Here is a 16,153-nt window from a genome sequence, read left to right on the forward strand (position 1 = left end):
GAACCGGTCTTGGTTGCGTCCGACTTCAGCAATACTTTGCATACAAAGAACAAACCGAAGGGGGAAACGCAGTGTTGAAAAAGTCTTTTGTTGCGCTTTCGGGGGCTGCGCTTGCACTGTTGGGGTCTGCGCTGACGTTGAGCGCCTGTGTGCCGAGCGCGAAAATTGAATCGCTTGGTGTTGGTTCTGAGGCTGGTGTTTCTTCGGTTGCTGAGACTGAGGGTGCTGCTGGACCTCGCGGCTTCGCCTTCGAATCCGGCTTCCTCGAATTCGGGGACTTCGACCCCTACGCGCTTGGCGACGATATTTTTAACCCCTGCACCGAAATCACTTTGGAAGAATACGCGGCGGCGGGGTTCCCGGGGATTGAGGTTGAGGGGGATGGGTGGCCGATAAGCGAGTTAAGCTTCTGTGAAATTCCTAGCACCGATGAGCAGCTAGACCGTGCAATCGTTACTTCCTTCGACAACGGCAACACGAACCGCGAAATGATCGAGATGCAAGGCTTAATGCTCCCCCATTACAGATCTGAATTAATCCCCGAGCTGTTCGCGTTTGCTGCTAACAACCACGACCCAAGTCTTTGCTATACCCAGGTCGATACCCTCCGTGGCGGTTTCGGCGCATCTGCCGGAGGCCTTGCGCATGATGTGACTCAGGCAGAAATGTGCGAACTTTCGATTCACATCTTTGAACAGCTCTTCCTACAATTCGGCACCGGCGATGTCCACTAAAGTGTGCACGCGAAAGGGTTCCATTCTTGGACGCCGCCCTTTAAGCTTCTCCCCAAACACGTAAATCAAAAAGTAAATGGGGGGTTATTTTGTCGCAGCAAGTGCGCCTTGACACCGAATCTTTGTTGGCCGGCATCAAGTTACTTAAGGAAGAAGCCTCTTCAATCTCGCATCCTTTCAAGCGAGGATTTAAGAACGAGTTAGCCGTGTTCTCCAACGTCACCGGCTACCGCGAAGCGGGACAAGCATTGGGGCTGATCTCATCCATGAGCGCGCCCGAATCATTCAAGGTGTTGGCTTCTCACCTGATGGACGCCGCGAACGTTTCAGAGATCAATCTGAAGAATATGAAGCGCTCCGATGATTCGCTTGCGGGAATGTTCAAAGGTATTGACCTAGCAACATTGAATCCGCTCATGGCGGAATTCGGGCAGATGGAAGCGTCGCTGAACGTTGTCAACGCGAAGGCAACCGCATTCCACCCGCAAGCGCCAGTAGCAGCCCCGCCGATGACGTTGCGCATGCTTGAGCAGCTCCTAATGGCTACCAACATCGCTGCCGCGGAAGCCGAAGCAGCGAACTGGACGCTTATGGCACGGACCATTGATGAATCCGTCACGGCACTCTTCGGTGTGAAGAACTCGTTCGCCACCTCACTCGAAACAAGGTGGGTGCAGCGCGGCGATGAGCGCATTAACAAGATCCAGCATGCTGGCAACGCGTACGCACGGCGTGCCGACGCCATGTCTATGCACACCAGCGCACTCGCCAAGTCAGCGGCGGCAGAGACAGCGATGGCTGCAGCTGCTGCTGCCGTGGCGGTTGGCCTACCGCCTACGATCCGTCCCGCTTACGAAGCGACCTACCTCGCCGCCTTCGGTCCACGCGCCAGCTCTCAGCTGGTGGCAACGATTCCGACGTTTGCGAAACTCCTTCCAGACCTAGACCAGGTCCCGGGCAATCCTTTCGATATCCGCGAGGCGAAACAACCCACTGCCCCGTCGTTTGACCGCTCGCCATTGCCAAAGATCATCCGCGATTCTTTCATGGCGCTCGGCCATGGCGATCTGGCTCGTGCGACTACGCCTGATGACGTTATTAATGCTTACGGCAAGGTCAACCCGGATGTTGTGGAGGCGATTAAGGCAGGCGCAACCCAAACCCAGGCTGCTTCCCTGTCGGCACCTTCCATGCCGCCGACGCTCAACCCGGGTGCCGGTATGCCAGGCGGTGCACCTGGCAGCCTGGGTTCTGCCGCAGGTATGAATTCGATTTCCCCAGGTGCGATTGGCAGCAACGCAGCGGGTGTCGCCTCTGCCGCGAGCACGAACGCCGGCGGCGGTCTCGCCGGTGGCGGCATGGGTGCATTCGGTGGCGCTAACGGCAATCGCGGCGGTCGTAACGGTCTCGGCTCCCCTTCGTCTCGTAGCAACGCGGGCCGTGGCGCTGCTCATGCGCAAGGTCTTGCCGGCGGTATCGGCATGGGCAGCATGGCTGGTGGCCTTGCCGCAGGTATCGGCGCAAGTGGCATGGGTGTGGGTACCGGCATGGGAGCTGGCATGGGCATGGGTTCCGGCGGTGCCCCACTTAGCGGCGCGGGTGCGCCCGGCACAGGATCTGCTCCAGGTGCAAACGCTTACAGTGCAAGCGGCGCAAACTCTGGTGCACAGGCTCGTTCGACAACGGTCGCTGGCGGCCCTATGGCCATGGGCGCTGGCGGCGGAGCTGGAGGCCAAGGCAAGCAGCGTAAAGCTGCAAAGGTGCAGGCTGTCACCAGTGCTGTTGAACGTGACGGAAACCTGAAAGCCCTGCTTGGCGAGGCCCCACTCGTCCTCCCAAGCGTTATCGGACACAACGTACGCGACTAGCGCCCGTCCGATTGGGATTGGGCTCAGATTTTCCGCGGCGCGGAAAACCCTCCGGCTGGGTACAGATTTTCCGCGGCGCGGAAAACGTCCTCCTGGAATTTCACTGCAAGACCAGAAAACAGTCACTTAAACCCAAACCGTTCCCGCCTGGCGTCGTTGTTCAGGCAGCTCTCGGAATGCGACGAAGAGCCGTCTGAACACAAATATGCAGGTGTAGATATGCAGGTCTGCAGGTAGACGGATTTTTTCATTAAGGTTTGCTTATTGAAAAAACGCCCTGACCATTACATCTGCATATCTTGACCTGCATATCTGTTGAGAAAGGGACTGGCTCGCCCGGGATAATCAATGGGCGAATGCGCCACGTGGATCGAAAAGTGGTTGTGTCCTGCCCGGCTCGGTACAGATTTTCCGCAGCGCGGAAAACGGCCTCGTAGAGGTTGAGGGTATTCCGCGGCGCGGAAACGTCCTTCTGGAATTTCACTGCAAGACCAGGAACAGCCATTTGAGCCCAACCCGTTCCCGCCTGGCGTCGTTGTTCAGGCAGCTCTCGGAATGCGACGAAGAGCCGTCCAAACACAAATATGCAGGTGTAGATATGCAGGTCTGCAGGTAGACGGATTTTTTCATTAAGGTTTGCTTATTGAAAAAACGCCCTGACCATTACACCTGCATATCTTGACCTGCATATCTGATGAGAGGGACTGGCTTGTCCGGGATAATCAACGGACGAATCCGCCACCTCGATCGCGAGGTAGTTGTTTCCTGCCCGGTTCAGTTAAGGCTTTCCGCCTCGCGGAAAACCCTCCTGCTGGGTACAGATTTTCCGCCTCGCGGAAAACACCGCCTAGAAGACACCGCAAGACAGGGGCGACCGACACGAGGGCGAGCCAAGTCTGCCCTACCTGCTGGTGACAAGCTGCGGGTTCGTGATGTTGAACTCGCGGCCTTCCATCTGCAGCACCGCTTCTAGGGCATACGACTTGTTCTCGTTGTCCTCCGACGCACCCCACACAATGGTGCGGCCGTCGTTGGTGCGCAACACGTGGTTGAGCGGTGCGACGTCGATGGCGGCAATTTCGTTTCGGGCTCGCTCGCTAATCGACGCCGCAATATCCACCACAGCCACCATCGCCTCAGCATCCGCCACCGGTGCCCCAACGAGTTCAATAGCTTGCGGTGGTGGTTCAGCAACCAGGAAGTCGACGCCATTGCTGTCGATCAGATGTGTGCCGTCGTCTTGTGCAATAAACGCCACCGCCACATGCTCCGTGACCTCAACGTCAACGCTGCTTGGCCAATCACGCGACACGGTTACGGTCTCCACCCAAGGGTCAGCGGCAATGTTCTGTGCGGCACGACGCACATCCACGCGCCCCATCGGGGTATCCGGGGCGATATCCGCAAGCTGCTGGACGTACTCTTCCGTCAACACGTGATTGCCGTGGACATTGATTCCTCGCATAGGGACCACTGGCGTGAATGGAGCTACCGCAGCCAGCACTGCCACAATGCCAAGACATCCACCAATGGACAACGCCGCGCGACGGCGGCGAATCCGCTGTTGCACCGGATCAATCTTCGGTTTCTCATTCTCCGGCCACGCAGGTTGTTTTACAGGCTCAGGCTCAGGCTCTGGCTCTTCGGGCTCCGCAACCTCGGCCTCGGGCTGTTCAACTGCAGGCTCGGGCTCGGCTTCAGGTTCCTCAGCCTCGGGCTGTTCTGCCTCGAACTCCTCAGCCTCAGGCGCTTCAACCTCAGGCTCGGGCTGTTCAACCGGGTCGTTGGGTTCGTCTTCCGGTGGCGGGAAGTTAATTTTCGTCGACATGGGTGCCTGCGGGTTGGGTGAGGGTGGTCAGGATTTCGTCGCCAAGCAGGGTGACGCTGCCGGCGCCCATGGTGAACACTAGGTCGCCCGGTTTGGTCACCGAAGCCACCGTGGCGGGCGCCGCGGAGAAGTCTGGCTCCAGCAGAACCGTGGTGGATTCGGCGATCTTGTCAGCAATCAAGCGCGAAGACACACCTTCGACGGGGGCTTCGCGGGCGCCGAAGATGTCGAGGAGCACGCAGGCGTCGGCAAGCGAGAGTGCCTCGGCGAACTCTGCTGCGAACTCCTGGGTGCGGGAGTACAGGTGGGGCTGGAAGCACACAACTACCCGGGCGCCGCTGCCTTCCGCGGCGACCTTTTCGCGCGCTGCGGTAAGCACGGCGGCGACTTCGGTTGGGTGGTGCGCGTAGTCGTCGTAAACCCTGGTGCCCTTAAACGCACCGTCGGTGATCTCGCCCTTGAGCTCAAAACGACGACGCACGCCCGTGAAATCACTCAACCCCTGGGCAACCTGGGCGGGCTCACCGCCAACAAGCACCCCGGCGAGCAGGGCTGCCGCTGAGTTCAGCACCATGTGGCGACCCGGGATGGCCAGCTGGTAGGACACGCGCGAAGAATCAGACAACTCGATGGTCACGGCAACGCCGCCGTCAACCAGCGTCTCCTCAACAATCACCGCACCAGGCTGCAGGTCCGCATGGCGCGCGGCTGCCTCAGCAGTGCCGTAGCCCAACACGCTGATGCCGCGGGCGGCGGCGCGCTTGCCGCAGGCGGCAGCGTTGTCATCATCAAGGCACACCACGAGGTGGCCGCCCTCGGTGACGCGGTCCGCAAAGGCATCAAATACCTCAAAGTAGGCCTCGCGGGTACCGAAGTAATCCAGGTGATCCGGCTCAATGTTGGTGATCACGGCAACGTCCGGCTTATAGCGCAGCAGTGACGCATCAGACTCATCAGCCTCAGCGACGAAAACCTCTCCCCCGCCGTGATGCGCGTTCGTGCCCGCACGGTTGAGCTGGCCGCCGATGGCAAAAGACGGATCCATGCCAGCTGCCTGCAATGCAACGACCGTCATCGAGGTCGTCGACGTCTTGCCGTGGGTGCCGGCGAGCAGGACTTGGGTGTAGCCCTCCATAAGCTCACCAAGCAGATCCGAGCGGCGAATCACCGGAATGTTCTCCTCGTGCGCGCGCACCAGCTCCGGGTTGTCCTTCGGGATCGCGGCAAAGCTGGTCACAACCACGGTGGGCAGCTGGCCGGAAAGCTCAAGGTTTTCCGGCGCATGGCCCACGGCAACCTTCGCCCCCTGGGAGCGAAGAGCGCGCACCGGGCGCGAATCCTTCACATCAGAGCCGGTAACAACCGCACCGCGGTCAAGCAGGATGTGGGCCACGCCCGACATGCCAGCGCCGCCAATGCCAATGAGGTGGACGCGAGAAAGATCAACTGCGGGTTGCATCATGGTTCCTTAATCTACGTAACTTCTACTTGGCCGACTCAGCGGCCGACTCAGCAGCTTCAGCTATGCGACGCGCAATGTCTTCCGCCACCTCACCCGCACCTGTCTCGGCTAGGGCGCGACGCATCTCCTCCACACGCTCAGGGCTACCAAGGACGTCCTTGACTGCCGTGTAGAGGGTGTCGGGGGTGAGCGCGGAATCGTCGATACGCAGCGCGGCACCGGCGGAAACCAAGTGCGCGGAGTTGAGCCCCTGCTCACCGTTGCCGTGCGGCAGCGGCACGTAAATGGCGGGCAGGCCAGCGGCGGAGTTCTCTGCCACCGTCATCGCGCCAGAGCGGCATAGCACTGCATCGGCCACCGCGTAGGCGGCTTCCATGTCATCGATATATGGCACAGCTGTGTAGCCGGGGTGGGGTGCGGGGGCGTCGTTTTTGCGTCCATAAGCATGCAGCACCTGGAAGCCTTCATTGGTGAGGCGCTCAATCGCACCGGCAAGCGCCGTGTTGATGCTCACCGCGCCCTGGGAACCACCCGTAACCAGCAGGGTTGGGCGAACAGGGTCAAGGTTCCACATGCGGTAGCCACGCTCAGCCTTCGCGCCATCCGGGTCCACGCCCACGCCGGGGCGGACCGGGATGCCAACCACGTCACCGCGCATGCCGGAATTGGCAACCGCATTCAGGCCTACGCCGCCAAGGCGCACACCAAGCTTGTTGGCCATGCCTGCAAGCGCGTTGGTTTCCAGCACGAAAAACGGCAAGCCGAGCGACTTCGCCGCCAGATACGCAGAAGCCGCGACGTATCCGCCGGTGCCGAACACCACCTGCGCGCCAGCATCTTTCAAAGCGCGGCGCGTCTGGTTGACACTCTTTGCCAGCTTCGCAGGCACCCCGAACAGCTTCCACGGCTTGCCGCGCGGAATGGGCACCGGATCAATCAGGCACAGCTCAAAGCCGCGGGCTGGCACGATCGTGGTCTCCAACCCCTTTTCCGTGCCCAAAGCGCGAACCTCGGCACCGTAGGTGTCACGCAGCACCTCCGCCACAGCCAAAGCCGGCTCAATATGGCCTGCAGTGCCACCACCAGCAACAACAACACTCAAAGATGAGAAAGACAACGAAACTCCCCTTTGCTTGCACTAACCGGCGCGGCGGTCTGAATTGAGGGCGCCATGATTACCGTAGGCTCCACGAGAGCGCGTGGCTTCGCGGCGCGGCTGGTCACGGCGTGGCGCACGCGACGCGGTGGGGCGCACGGTACGGCCACCAGCGATCGGGGCACCGAAGCGTGCCTCGCGCTTGTCTGCTTCACGACGCACACGCCCAGCCGCACCACGCGCCGGCTTCGACTCCTCACGCAGCTGCGCCAACGTGCGCGGCTCAGGAATACCGAGTACGCGGTCGAAGGTTGGGCGGCCATGGTTCTGCATCGACGAAATCGCATCCGGCTCATGGCGTGCAATAGACGCCAACACGCCCATACCCGCCAAGGTGATAATCGCGGACGTACCACCAGCAGACAGCATCGGCAGCTGAATACCGGTCACCGGCAACAAGCCCACCACGTAACCGATATTGATAAACGCCTGGGAAACAACACCCGCAGTCAGCGCCGCGGCCATCAAGGACTGGAACTGGCTCTGGGCACGACGCGCGCAGCGCAAGCCAAAGCACGCAAGCGCAGCGAACAGCCCGATAACCAGGGCGCCGCCCCACAGGCCGAGCTCCTCACCAATAACTGCGAAAATGAAGTCATTGCGTGCCTCTGGCAGGTAGAACCACTTGGCGCGGGATTGGCCGAGTCCGACGCCGAACAAGGAGCCGTCTGCAAGCGACAAAAAGCCCTGGTGCGACTGGAAAGCAACACCGCGCGTGTCCTCAAAGTGGCCAAACAGCGCGTCGAAGTACACGTGGAAACGCTGGGAGCGGAAACCACCAGAGAAAAATGCGACAGCAGCCACAAAACCAACAACCCCACCAAGCACGCCGATGATTCCCCAGCTCACCCCAGCGAAGAAGAGAATCAACGCAACCACGATGGAAAAGGACAAGGCCATGCCAATATCGCCCTGTGCGGCAATCAAACCAGCACACAGTCCCGCAACCAACACAAACAATGGGAAGCCGCTACCAGCACGCTTCCAGTCGCGCGGATCACGGCCCGCAAGCACCTGAGCACCCCAGATAGCAATGGCGATACGGGCAACCTCAGAAGGCTGGAGACGCAACGGACCAAGCACAATCCACGACTGGGAACCAACCTCTTCACGGCCAGTACCAATGCCCGGGATCAACACCGCGATCAACAGCAGGACAGAGGCAAGCATGAACCACGAGGAAAACGTTCTCAGCCGCTCCGGGTGCGTCCTCAGCGCCAGCCAAAACACAAACAAACCCGCGCACACCATCGCTCCCTGGCGCACGGCAATCGCCCACGGGTTTTCAGACAAGGCAAAGGACGTGGCCATCGAAGAACTCATGACCATGACCACGCCAAGGCCAGTCAGCACCAGCACCACAGTGCGGATCACCGTGTAATCCAACTGCGGGTACGAATCCATGGATTGACGCATCCGCCGAAGTGCACGGGCAAACCCCGATTCCGGCGGGCGCTTCATCGAGCGTTGGCGGGTTCCAGTGGCCGTCATCGGAAAATAGTGCCCTTTCGCTCGGATAGTTATGTAGTGCCTAGCAGTGTCTCATTGCCGCGGCGGCAAACGCGTTACCACGCGCCGACATTCCGGAATACATATCCAAACTTGCCGCAGCCGGCGCCAAAAGCACCGTGTCGCCCGGTTGGGCTTGGGCGGCCGCAAAATCTGCGACCTGTTCCATAGCAACATCCGGGTCCGTGGAGTCCGTGACAAAGACGGGCACGTCCGGGGCGAGGCGAGAAAGCGCATCACGCAAGATTTCACGGTCCACGCCCATCAGCGCCACCGCGCGCAACTGGTGCGCGTGCGCGGCAATGAGCTCATCAACCGCAGCACCTTTGAGCTGGCCGCCTGCCACCCACACGACGGTGCCCGCGCCAGTCAGCGCAGAATCCGCGGCGTGCGGGTTGGTCGCTTTGGAGTTATCCACCCAGTTCACGCCGTTGGCGCTATGCACAACCGCGCCGCGGTGGCCCTCCACGTGATACTGCGCAAGAGCGCGCTGAATGTGTTCGGGGCGCGCACCTTGGGTCAGCGCGACAGCTGAGGCGGCGAGGGCGTCGAGCACGCCGGCCGCGCCGGCGGGCTCAATGCCCTCCGCCGAGGCGACATCCACCGTTTCGCCGTGCAGGTTGGCCACGATCCGGCCACCTGCAACGCCAACTTGGCCAGCCTGCGGCTTCCCAAGCGTAAAACCAATGATTCCATCGCGTCCCGCCCGAGCAACAAGCTCGCGCACATGCTGGTCATCAATGCCAGCTACCGCATGCGTGGCGCGCAAAACGCGCGCTTTCGCCTCCGCGTAGTGGGCAAACGAACCGTGCCAATCAATGTGGTCATCCGCTAGGTTCAGCAACACGGCTGCATCCGGCACAAGCTGATCGGACCAGAAAAGCTGGAAGCTGGACAGCTCCGCCACCAGCACGTCTACGCGCTGCGGCGCATCCAACGCATCAGCCACGGCCACGCCAATGTTGCCGCACGCCACCGCGCGCTTGCCGGTGTCCTTGCCGGCTTCTTGCATCATCGCCGCCAACATGCCGGTCGTGGTGGTCTTGCCGTTTGTACCAGTGACCACCAGCCAATCCCGAGGCGGGCCGAACACACCGGCGCGGTCAAGCCTGTAGCAGGCTTCTACATCGCCGATGACGGGGAGGGACGCAAACGCGGCGTCGACAAGCAAGGGCGAATCGGGCCGCCAACCTGGAGACGTGACCACCGCACCGACCTCACCGAAGTGAGCGCGCGCCGCCTCAGTGGTGATGATGCCCTCACCCGTTGCGCGGTCATCCGCAATCAGCACATCCACGCCAATGCCGCGAAACAGCGTGGCAATGCCGGTGCCGGACACGCCAGCACCAGCGACAATCACGCCGCGATCAAACGGCGCCGGCACGCTCACGCCACTCACAGCGACACACCAATCTGGAACAGCCACTCTGAGTAAAACACCGCCAAGCCAGTAGCCACGGCCATGCCGGAGATCAGCCAGAACCGAATCACCACTGTGGTCTCCGGCCAGCCGCCCTGCTCAAAGTGGTGGTGGAACGGACTCATACGGAACACGCGCTTGCCTGTGGTCTTAAAGGACGCCACCTGGATAACAACAGACGCAGCCTCAATAACAAACAGCGCGCCGATAATCACCATGAGCAGCTCCGTGCGCGACGTCACCGAAAGCCCGGCAACCAGACCGCCGAGAGCCAGCGAGCCGGTATCGCCCATAAAAATCTTGGCTGGCGCCGCGTTCCACCACAAAAAGCCCATGCAAGCGCCAAACCCGGACACGGCCAGCACAGCCAGCTCCAGCGGGTCACGCACCGAGTAGCAGCCTGCGGTTGCGGCAGCCTCGCAGGAGTTACGGAACTGCCAGAACGTAATAAACGTGTAGGCCGCCATCACCAGCGCGGTGGTACCTGCGGCCAAACCATCCAGACCGTCCGTCAGGTTCACTGCGTTCGACCAGGCCGCCAGCAGCAAGTAGATGAACACCAAAAACAGGATGATGCCCAGTACTCCCCCGCCCACGGCAATATCGATGGTCTCAACATCTCGGGTCAGGGACAGGAAGGTGGAACCAGGCGTCAGCCCTGCGTCGTTAGGGAAGCGCGTAATGAGCAAGCCGAAGCCGACCGCGATGACCAGCTGCGCCACCAGCTTCGCGGTCTTGTTCAGGCCCAGGTTGCGTTTGAAGAAGATCTTGATGCCGTCATCAGCAAAGCCCACCAGGCCTAGCGAGAGTGTCAGCCCCAACACAATCAAACCGGAAGCCGTGAAACCGGCATGCCCACCAGCAATTGCATACAGGGCGCTCACCACGTAACCCACGGTGATGCCCAGCAGGATGGCCAGGCCGCCCATGGTTGGTGTGCCACGCTTCTTGGCGTGCCACTGTGGGCCGTCCTCACGAATCTCCTGGCCCATCTCACGGCGGTGGAAATACCGGATGAGCACTGGGGTGGTGAAAATCGCCACCAGGAAGCTAACAATCCCGGCGATGATGAGTTGGATCATGACTCTCCTCAGTGCCTAACTTTTGTCACTTATAAGGGTATTGCCCGGCATCAGCCGCTCGGCCACTGCCCATAGCCGAAGCGCATTCGAGGCCTTGACCAGCACAACATCGCGGTGGCGCATCTCCGCCCAGCCCTCCACACCGGCGGGTGGTTGAGCTATCAGCTTTTCGACGACCTCCGCCGCCCCATCCGCATCCGCCACCTGGTGGGTATCAATGCCGTGTTCTACTGCTCGCGTTGCCAGCGCTTCCGTAGCATCGTTGAACCCAACGGTGACCAGGTGCGTGACCCGGTATCGGGCAAGCTCATCTGCAAGCTCAGCGTGTTCTTCTGTGGAAGAACCGCCCAACTCCGCCATTTCGCCCAGCACCGCGATGGAGCGCACACCGGGACGCGCCGCGGCAGTAAACCCAAGTGCAGCGATGGCCGCGCGCATGGATTCCGGGTTGGCGTTGTACGCGTCATTGATCACGGTCACGCCGTCTGGGCGAGTGCCTACATCCATACGCGCAACGGAAACAGAGTGCGCCTGGCTCAACGCCTCGGCCACCACGGCTGGATCCATGCCGGACTCCACGCCGACTGCGGCGGCGGCAAGGGCGTTGGACACCTGGTGTGCGCCGAACACGTTCAAGCGCACCTGCTGCGGCTCACCTGCAGGAGTATGCAGCGTGAACGTTGCGCGCGCCAGCTCATCCAGCGTGACGCCTGTGGCGTAGTACTGCGCGTTGTTCTTGCCTTCGGCAGAAAACGTGACCACGCGAGCCTGGGTTCGCGTGTGCATCGCGGAAACCAGATCATCGTCCGCGTTGAGCACCGCCACTCCCCCATCCGCGGCTTTTGGCAGTGCCTCCACCAGCTCACCTTTAGCCAGCGCGATGTTTTCCCGCGAGCCGAACTCACCCAAGTGGGCGGAGCCGACGTTGAGCACCACGCCAATCTTCGGCGGAGCGATCTTTGCCAGGTGCGCAATGTGGCCAATGCCGCGTGCGGACATCTCAGCTACCAAAAAGTCTGTGTCTTCACTGCAGCGCAGCACCGTGTACGGGTGGCCAATCTCGTTGTTAAAGGATCCCGGCGGGGCGACCGTTTCGCCCGCACGCGACAGTACCGCGGCAATCAGGTCCTTCGTAGAAGTCTTGCCAGCAGAGCCCGTAATGCCCGCAATGGTCAGCCCGTGGTTCGTGCTCAGCTCACGCGCCACATACGCAGCAAGCTTTGTCATGCCGGCCACAACACCTGCGGCGGAACCATCCGGATCGTTCACGGCCAAGTCAGAGTTGTCGCCTTTTTTCGGCGGCGCCTTGTCCACAATGATCGCAGGTGATGACACCTCACGCGTGACAAGCGCGGCGGCAGCTCCCTGCTCGATGGCTTTGGGGACGAAATCGTGGCCGTCTACACGCGAGCCCGGCAACGCAATGAACAAGCCACCCGGGGTGATCTTGCGGGAATCAAACTCCACAAAGCTTGTGACCTGGGTTTTAGGGTCTGCCTCCGGGCTGAGGCGCCCGCCGGTGATTTCGGCGATGCGCTCCAAAGTAAGCGGTATCACTTAATCCATCTCCTCACTGGCGCCCATGCGCGCAGTCAGTGCGCGGCGCATTTCCTCACGGTCATCAAAATGGTGGGTGGTCTCTCCGATGATCTGGCCCACCTCGTGGCCTTTACCAACGGCAATGATGGCATCGCCCGGCTTAGCCCACGCGACAAGCTGGTCAATCGCCGCGGCACGACCGGCAACCTCGCGGATCTCCTGGGCGCGTCCGCCTGCCTCGCGCGCGCCCGCCAGCACAGCAGCGCGAATCGCGGCGGGGTCCTCGGTGCGCGGGTTGTCATCAGTAACAAGCACCAAGTCCGCCCCCTTGGCAGACTCCGCGCCCATCACCGCGCGTTTCGACGCATCACGGTCACCACCAGCACCCACCACAATTCCTACGCGCCCGCTAACCTGGCCGCGCAGGGTCTCAAGCACTGCGGCAATCGCGGCAGGCTTATGTGCGTAGTCCACCACGGCTACAAACTCCTGGCCGCAGTCAATTGGCTCCATACGCCCAGGCACGCTCGCGCCGGACAGGCCCTGGATGAACGCTTCTGCGTCCACCCCAACTTCCGTTGCCAGTGCCACAGCCAGCGCCGCGTTAGCCACGTTGAACTTGCCCGGCATGGGCAGCATCAGCGTGTGCGGCGCACCGCGTACCTCAAGCGAAATGTGCTGCACGCCGGTGGCATCCACGCTTTCCTGGTGCGCGGACACGTCCACACCGTCCTGGCCGCGGGTACCCACCAGCACAGGATCCTTGGCAATGCCAGCCATCTTCACGCCCCACTGGTCATCAACACAGATCACGGACTTCTCGGCCGCGTAGGGCGATTCGGGATCGAAGAACAGGGCCTTGGCCTCGAAATACTCCTCCATGGTGGAGTGGAAATCCAGGTGGTCCTGGGACAGGTTGGTAAAGCCCGCCACATCAAACTGCGTGCCGCCAACGCGCCCCAGCATCAGCGCGTGGGAGGAGACCTCCATCACCACGTGTGTCACCCCAGCGTCGCGCATCCGCGCAAACAGCTCCTGCAGCTTCGGCGCCTCAGGGGTGGTGAGCTTCGTTGGCACATCTTCGCCTGCAATACGCGTACCGGTCGTACCGATCAGCCCCACCTTGCAGCCGGCCGCAGCCAGCCCGCGCTCCAACATGTAGGTGGTGGTGGTTTTGCCCGAGGTTCCGGTCACCCCGATGAGCTTCATGCTTGTCGACGGCCACCCGTACACCTCAGCAGCCACCTGCCCCAACACAGCGCGAACATTGTCAACGACAAGCACTGGGCGTGGGTCCTTGGTGGAGCGGATGATGGCGAGCCCGTCGGCGTCCGTAAGCAAAGCACTTGCCTTGGAATCTTTGGCGTAGCTCGCGCCGTGTGCCCGGGTGCCGGGAAGTGCCGCGAAGATGCCCCCGGGTTCTACTGCGGAAGAGTCCAGGCTGATAGAGGTCACCGTCATGTCTTCGCTCGGCGCGTTGACAAGTTCAGCGTGAGCCAGCTGGGCAAGATTGCGGATGGTTGCCCCGTTTACTGCGTTCATGGTGTCCTCCCTCTCTTACTGTGCCTGCAGCAGGAATGGCTCTGCGTGTGGGCTAGGCGGAATGTTCTCGCGGTTGAGCAACCAGCTGGCAATCTGTGTAAATACCGGCGCAACCGACTGGCCGCCGGCACCACCTTCAAGCGGACCACGCTGCGGTTCATCCAACATGACGGCAACCACAAAACGCGGGTCATTTGCCGGAGCGATACCAGCAAACGTAATCCAAAACGCGCTATTGGAATATGCGCCCGTGTCAGGGTTCACCTTCTGCGCCGTGCCGGTCTTACCGGAAAGCTGGTAGCCCTCCAGCCCTGCGTTCTGAGCGGTACCGGACTGCATCCCGGTTGGGTCCGACTGGAACGCAGAGCGGAACATATCCACCGTGGTCCGTGCCGTTTCCTCGCTGACCACACGTACACGTTCCGGCTCCGGCTGCGGGATCTCCTCCCCATCCGGGCCAGTGACCTTGGCAATAATGCGCGGCTCAATACGCTCACCGCCGTTCGCCAAAGCCTGGTACACGCCAGCCATTTGCAGCGCGGACCAGCTCATGCCCTGCCCAATTGGCAGATTGGCAAAGGTACCGCCCGACCACTGCTCACGCACCGGCAACAGACCATCGGACTCATTTGGCAGCTCAATGCCGGTGGTCTGGCCAATGCCGAAGCGGCGCACATAATCCCAGTAACGGTCCTCACCCAGGCGCTGTGCAAGCTGCAGCGTGCCCACGTTGGAGGACTTACCAAAGATGCCCGCCGTGGTGTACGGCGCAACGTCGTGGGACCAGGCGTCGTTGACCCGAACACCAGCCATCTCAATAAAGCCCGGCACCTGGTGGACCTCATACGGGTCAGTCAGGCCCTCTTCAATTGCTGCGGCGGCGGTGATCACCTTCGCCACAGAACCCGGCTCAAAGGGGTGCGAGATTGACGTGTTGTCAAAGTCCCGGCCCTCCTTCAGCTGCTTTTCCAAGTTGCCGTTCGGGTCAATGGTGTCCGTGTTAGCCATTGCCAGCACTTCACCCGTGTGCGCGTCCAGCACCACTGCCTGGCCACTCTTGGCCAGCGAGTTCGCTTTCGCCTGCTCAAGCGTCTGCTGGACAAAGGTCTGCAGATCCAAGTCAATGGTCAGCTGGATATCCGCGCCGTCAACCGCCGGCACAACGTCGCGAAGACTGCCCGGAATAGCAAGGCCGTCGGCGGAGACATCCTCGGTAGAACTGCCGTTAATACCGGTCAGGATCGCGTCACTGGAGGCCTCCAGGCCGAACTGGCCGTGGCCGTCCATGCCAACCTTGCCCAAAATGTTTTCACCAATCGCGCCATTCGGGTACTGGCGGATGTCCTGGTGGTCTGCCGCCACGCCGTGGAAACTCTTAGCAACCTTCGCGGCCACATCCGGGTCCACGTTGCGTACCAACACCTCGTAGTGGGTATCTGCCTTCAGCTTGTCCAGGATCTCGCGGGCGGAAACGTTACCTACGGTGCGGTTGCCGCCATCGTCCACGCTTTGATCCGTCTCCGGCTTGCCTTCCGCAATCATGACCGGAATCTCATTGGCCATGGTGCGCAGGACGTCTTCAACACGAGCATCGATCTGGGCGTCGATGTCTTTTTTAGACAAGCCCTCTACACGCAGCTTCAGCTCCTGCTGCTCCTGGATCTCCTTGCGCAGCATGATCGGCGAAACGGTTAGCGATCGTGCCTGCATGGTGTAGGCCAAACGCTTGCCCTCACGGTCAGTGATCTCGCCGCGGCGCGCAACATCGTCGTACTTGCGGGTGCGCTGGTCAGCAGCCTGGACGCGAAGTTCCGGGCCCCACACCACCTGCACCCAAAACAGGCGGCCAACTAAAAGCGCAGCTACAAGGAGAAACGCCACCGCAAGCCCAGAGGCGCGGCGGTTTGTAATGTGGGATTGCCGTACCGGCTGCGGATGTTTGCCCACGCCGAAACCTCACCTACCTCTATCTGCTGCTAGTTCCCATCCATCTTGCACCCTGGCGAGTGCAAG

10 protein-coding genes and 1 pseudogene are annotated in these 16,153 nt (G+C 61.2%); 2 read left to right on the forward strand and 9 right to left on the reverse strand.

All coding sequences use genetic code 11. The features are described 5' to 3' along the window. Positions 1-71: 71 nt before the first annotated feature. Positions 72-734 (forward strand): hypothetical protein, encoded by a 663-nt coding sequence (locus tag I6I71_RS11145; protein ID WP_201821091.1) that lies wholly within the window; start codon positions 72-74, stop codon positions 732-734. A gap of 89 nt (positions 735-823) precedes the next feature. Continuing rightward, a complete protein-coding gene (locus I6I71_RS11150) occupies positions 824-2,602 on the forward strand; it encodes a hypothetical protein (protein WP_201821093.1) in 1,779 nt (592 codons plus the stop codon). 901 nt (positions 2,603-3,503) lie between these two features. On the opposite strand, the gene I6I71_RS11155 is transcribed toward I6I71_RS11150, so the two are convergent. From I6I71_RS11155 to I6I71_RS11195, 9 genes and pseudogenes are all read right to left on the reverse strand, one after another. Continuing rightward, entirely contained in the window at positions 3,504-4,430 is a 927-nt protein-coding gene (locus I6I71_RS11155) for a cell division protein FtsQ/DivIB (protein ID WP_201821096.1), read from the reverse strand. A gap of 1 nt (position 4,431) precedes the next feature. Then, positions 4,432-5,892, reverse strand: a pseudogene (gene murC, locus I6I71_RS11160) (UDP-N-acetylmuramate--L-alanine ligase); the annotation flags it as partial. 22 nt (positions 5,893-5,914) lie between these two features. Then, the gene (locus I6I71_RS11165) at positions 5,915-7,009 is read right to left on the reverse strand and encodes a UDP-N-acetylglucosamine--N-acetylmuramyl-(pentapeptide) pyrophosphoryl-undecaprenol N-acetylglucosamine transferase (RefSeq protein WP_201821102.1); all 1,095 of its coding nucleotides are present in this window, start codon (positions 7,007-7,009) and stop codon (positions 5,915-5,917) included. Positions 7,010-7,030: 21 nt separating this feature from the next. Beyond that, a complete protein-coding gene (locus I6I71_RS11170) occupies positions 7,031-8,539 on the reverse strand; it encodes an FtsW/RodA/SpoVE family cell cycle protein (protein ID WP_236587317.1) in 1,509 nt (502 codons plus the stop codon). Between the two features lie 40 nt (positions 8,540-8,579). Beyond that, on the reverse strand, positions 8,580-9,956 hold the full coding sequence (gene murD / locus I6I71_RS11175; protein ID WP_236587318.1) for a UDP-N-acetylmuramoyl-L-alanine--D-glutamate ligase: 1,377 nt from the start codon (positions 9,954-9,956) through the stop codon (positions 8,580-8,582). Continuing rightward, a complete protein-coding gene (mraY, locus tag I6I71_RS11180) occupies positions 9,953-11,059 on the reverse strand; it encodes a phospho-N-acetylmuramoyl-pentapeptide-transferase (RefSeq protein ID WP_052203634.1) in 1,107 nt (368 codons plus the stop codon). Before mraY ends, murD begins: the two co-directional genes overlap by 4 nt. A gap of 15 nt (positions 11,060-11,074) precedes the next feature. After that, positions 11,075-12,616 carry a UDP-N-acetylmuramoyl-tripeptide--D-alanyl-D-alanine ligase gene (locus I6I71_RS11185; protein ID WP_201821104.1) on the reverse strand — a complete coding sequence of 514 codons (1,542 nt, stop codon included), beginning with the start codon at positions 12,614-12,616 and terminating at the stop codon, positions 11,075-11,077. Beyond that, on the reverse strand, positions 12,617-14,140 hold the full coding sequence (locus I6I71_RS11190) for a UDP-N-acetylmuramoyl-L-alanyl-D-glutamate--2,6-diaminopimelate ligase (RefSeq protein ID WP_201821106.1): 1,524 nt from the start codon (positions 14,138-14,140) through the stop codon (positions 12,617-12,619). It lies immediately after the preceding gene. Between the two features lie 15 nt (positions 14,141-14,155). After that, positions 14,156-16,087 (reverse strand): peptidoglycan D,D-transpeptidase FtsI family protein, encoded by a 1,932-nt coding sequence (locus I6I71_RS11195; protein ID WP_101734504.1) that lies wholly within the window; start codon positions 16,085-16,087, stop codon positions 14,156-14,158. Positions 16,088-16,153: the final 66 nt, after the last annotated feature.

This window comes from Corynebacterium riegelii, assembly GCF_016728505.1.
GTDB classification, from domain to species: domain Bacteria; phylum Actinomycetota; class Actinomycetes; order Mycobacteriales; family Mycobacteriaceae; genus Corynebacterium; species Corynebacterium riegelii.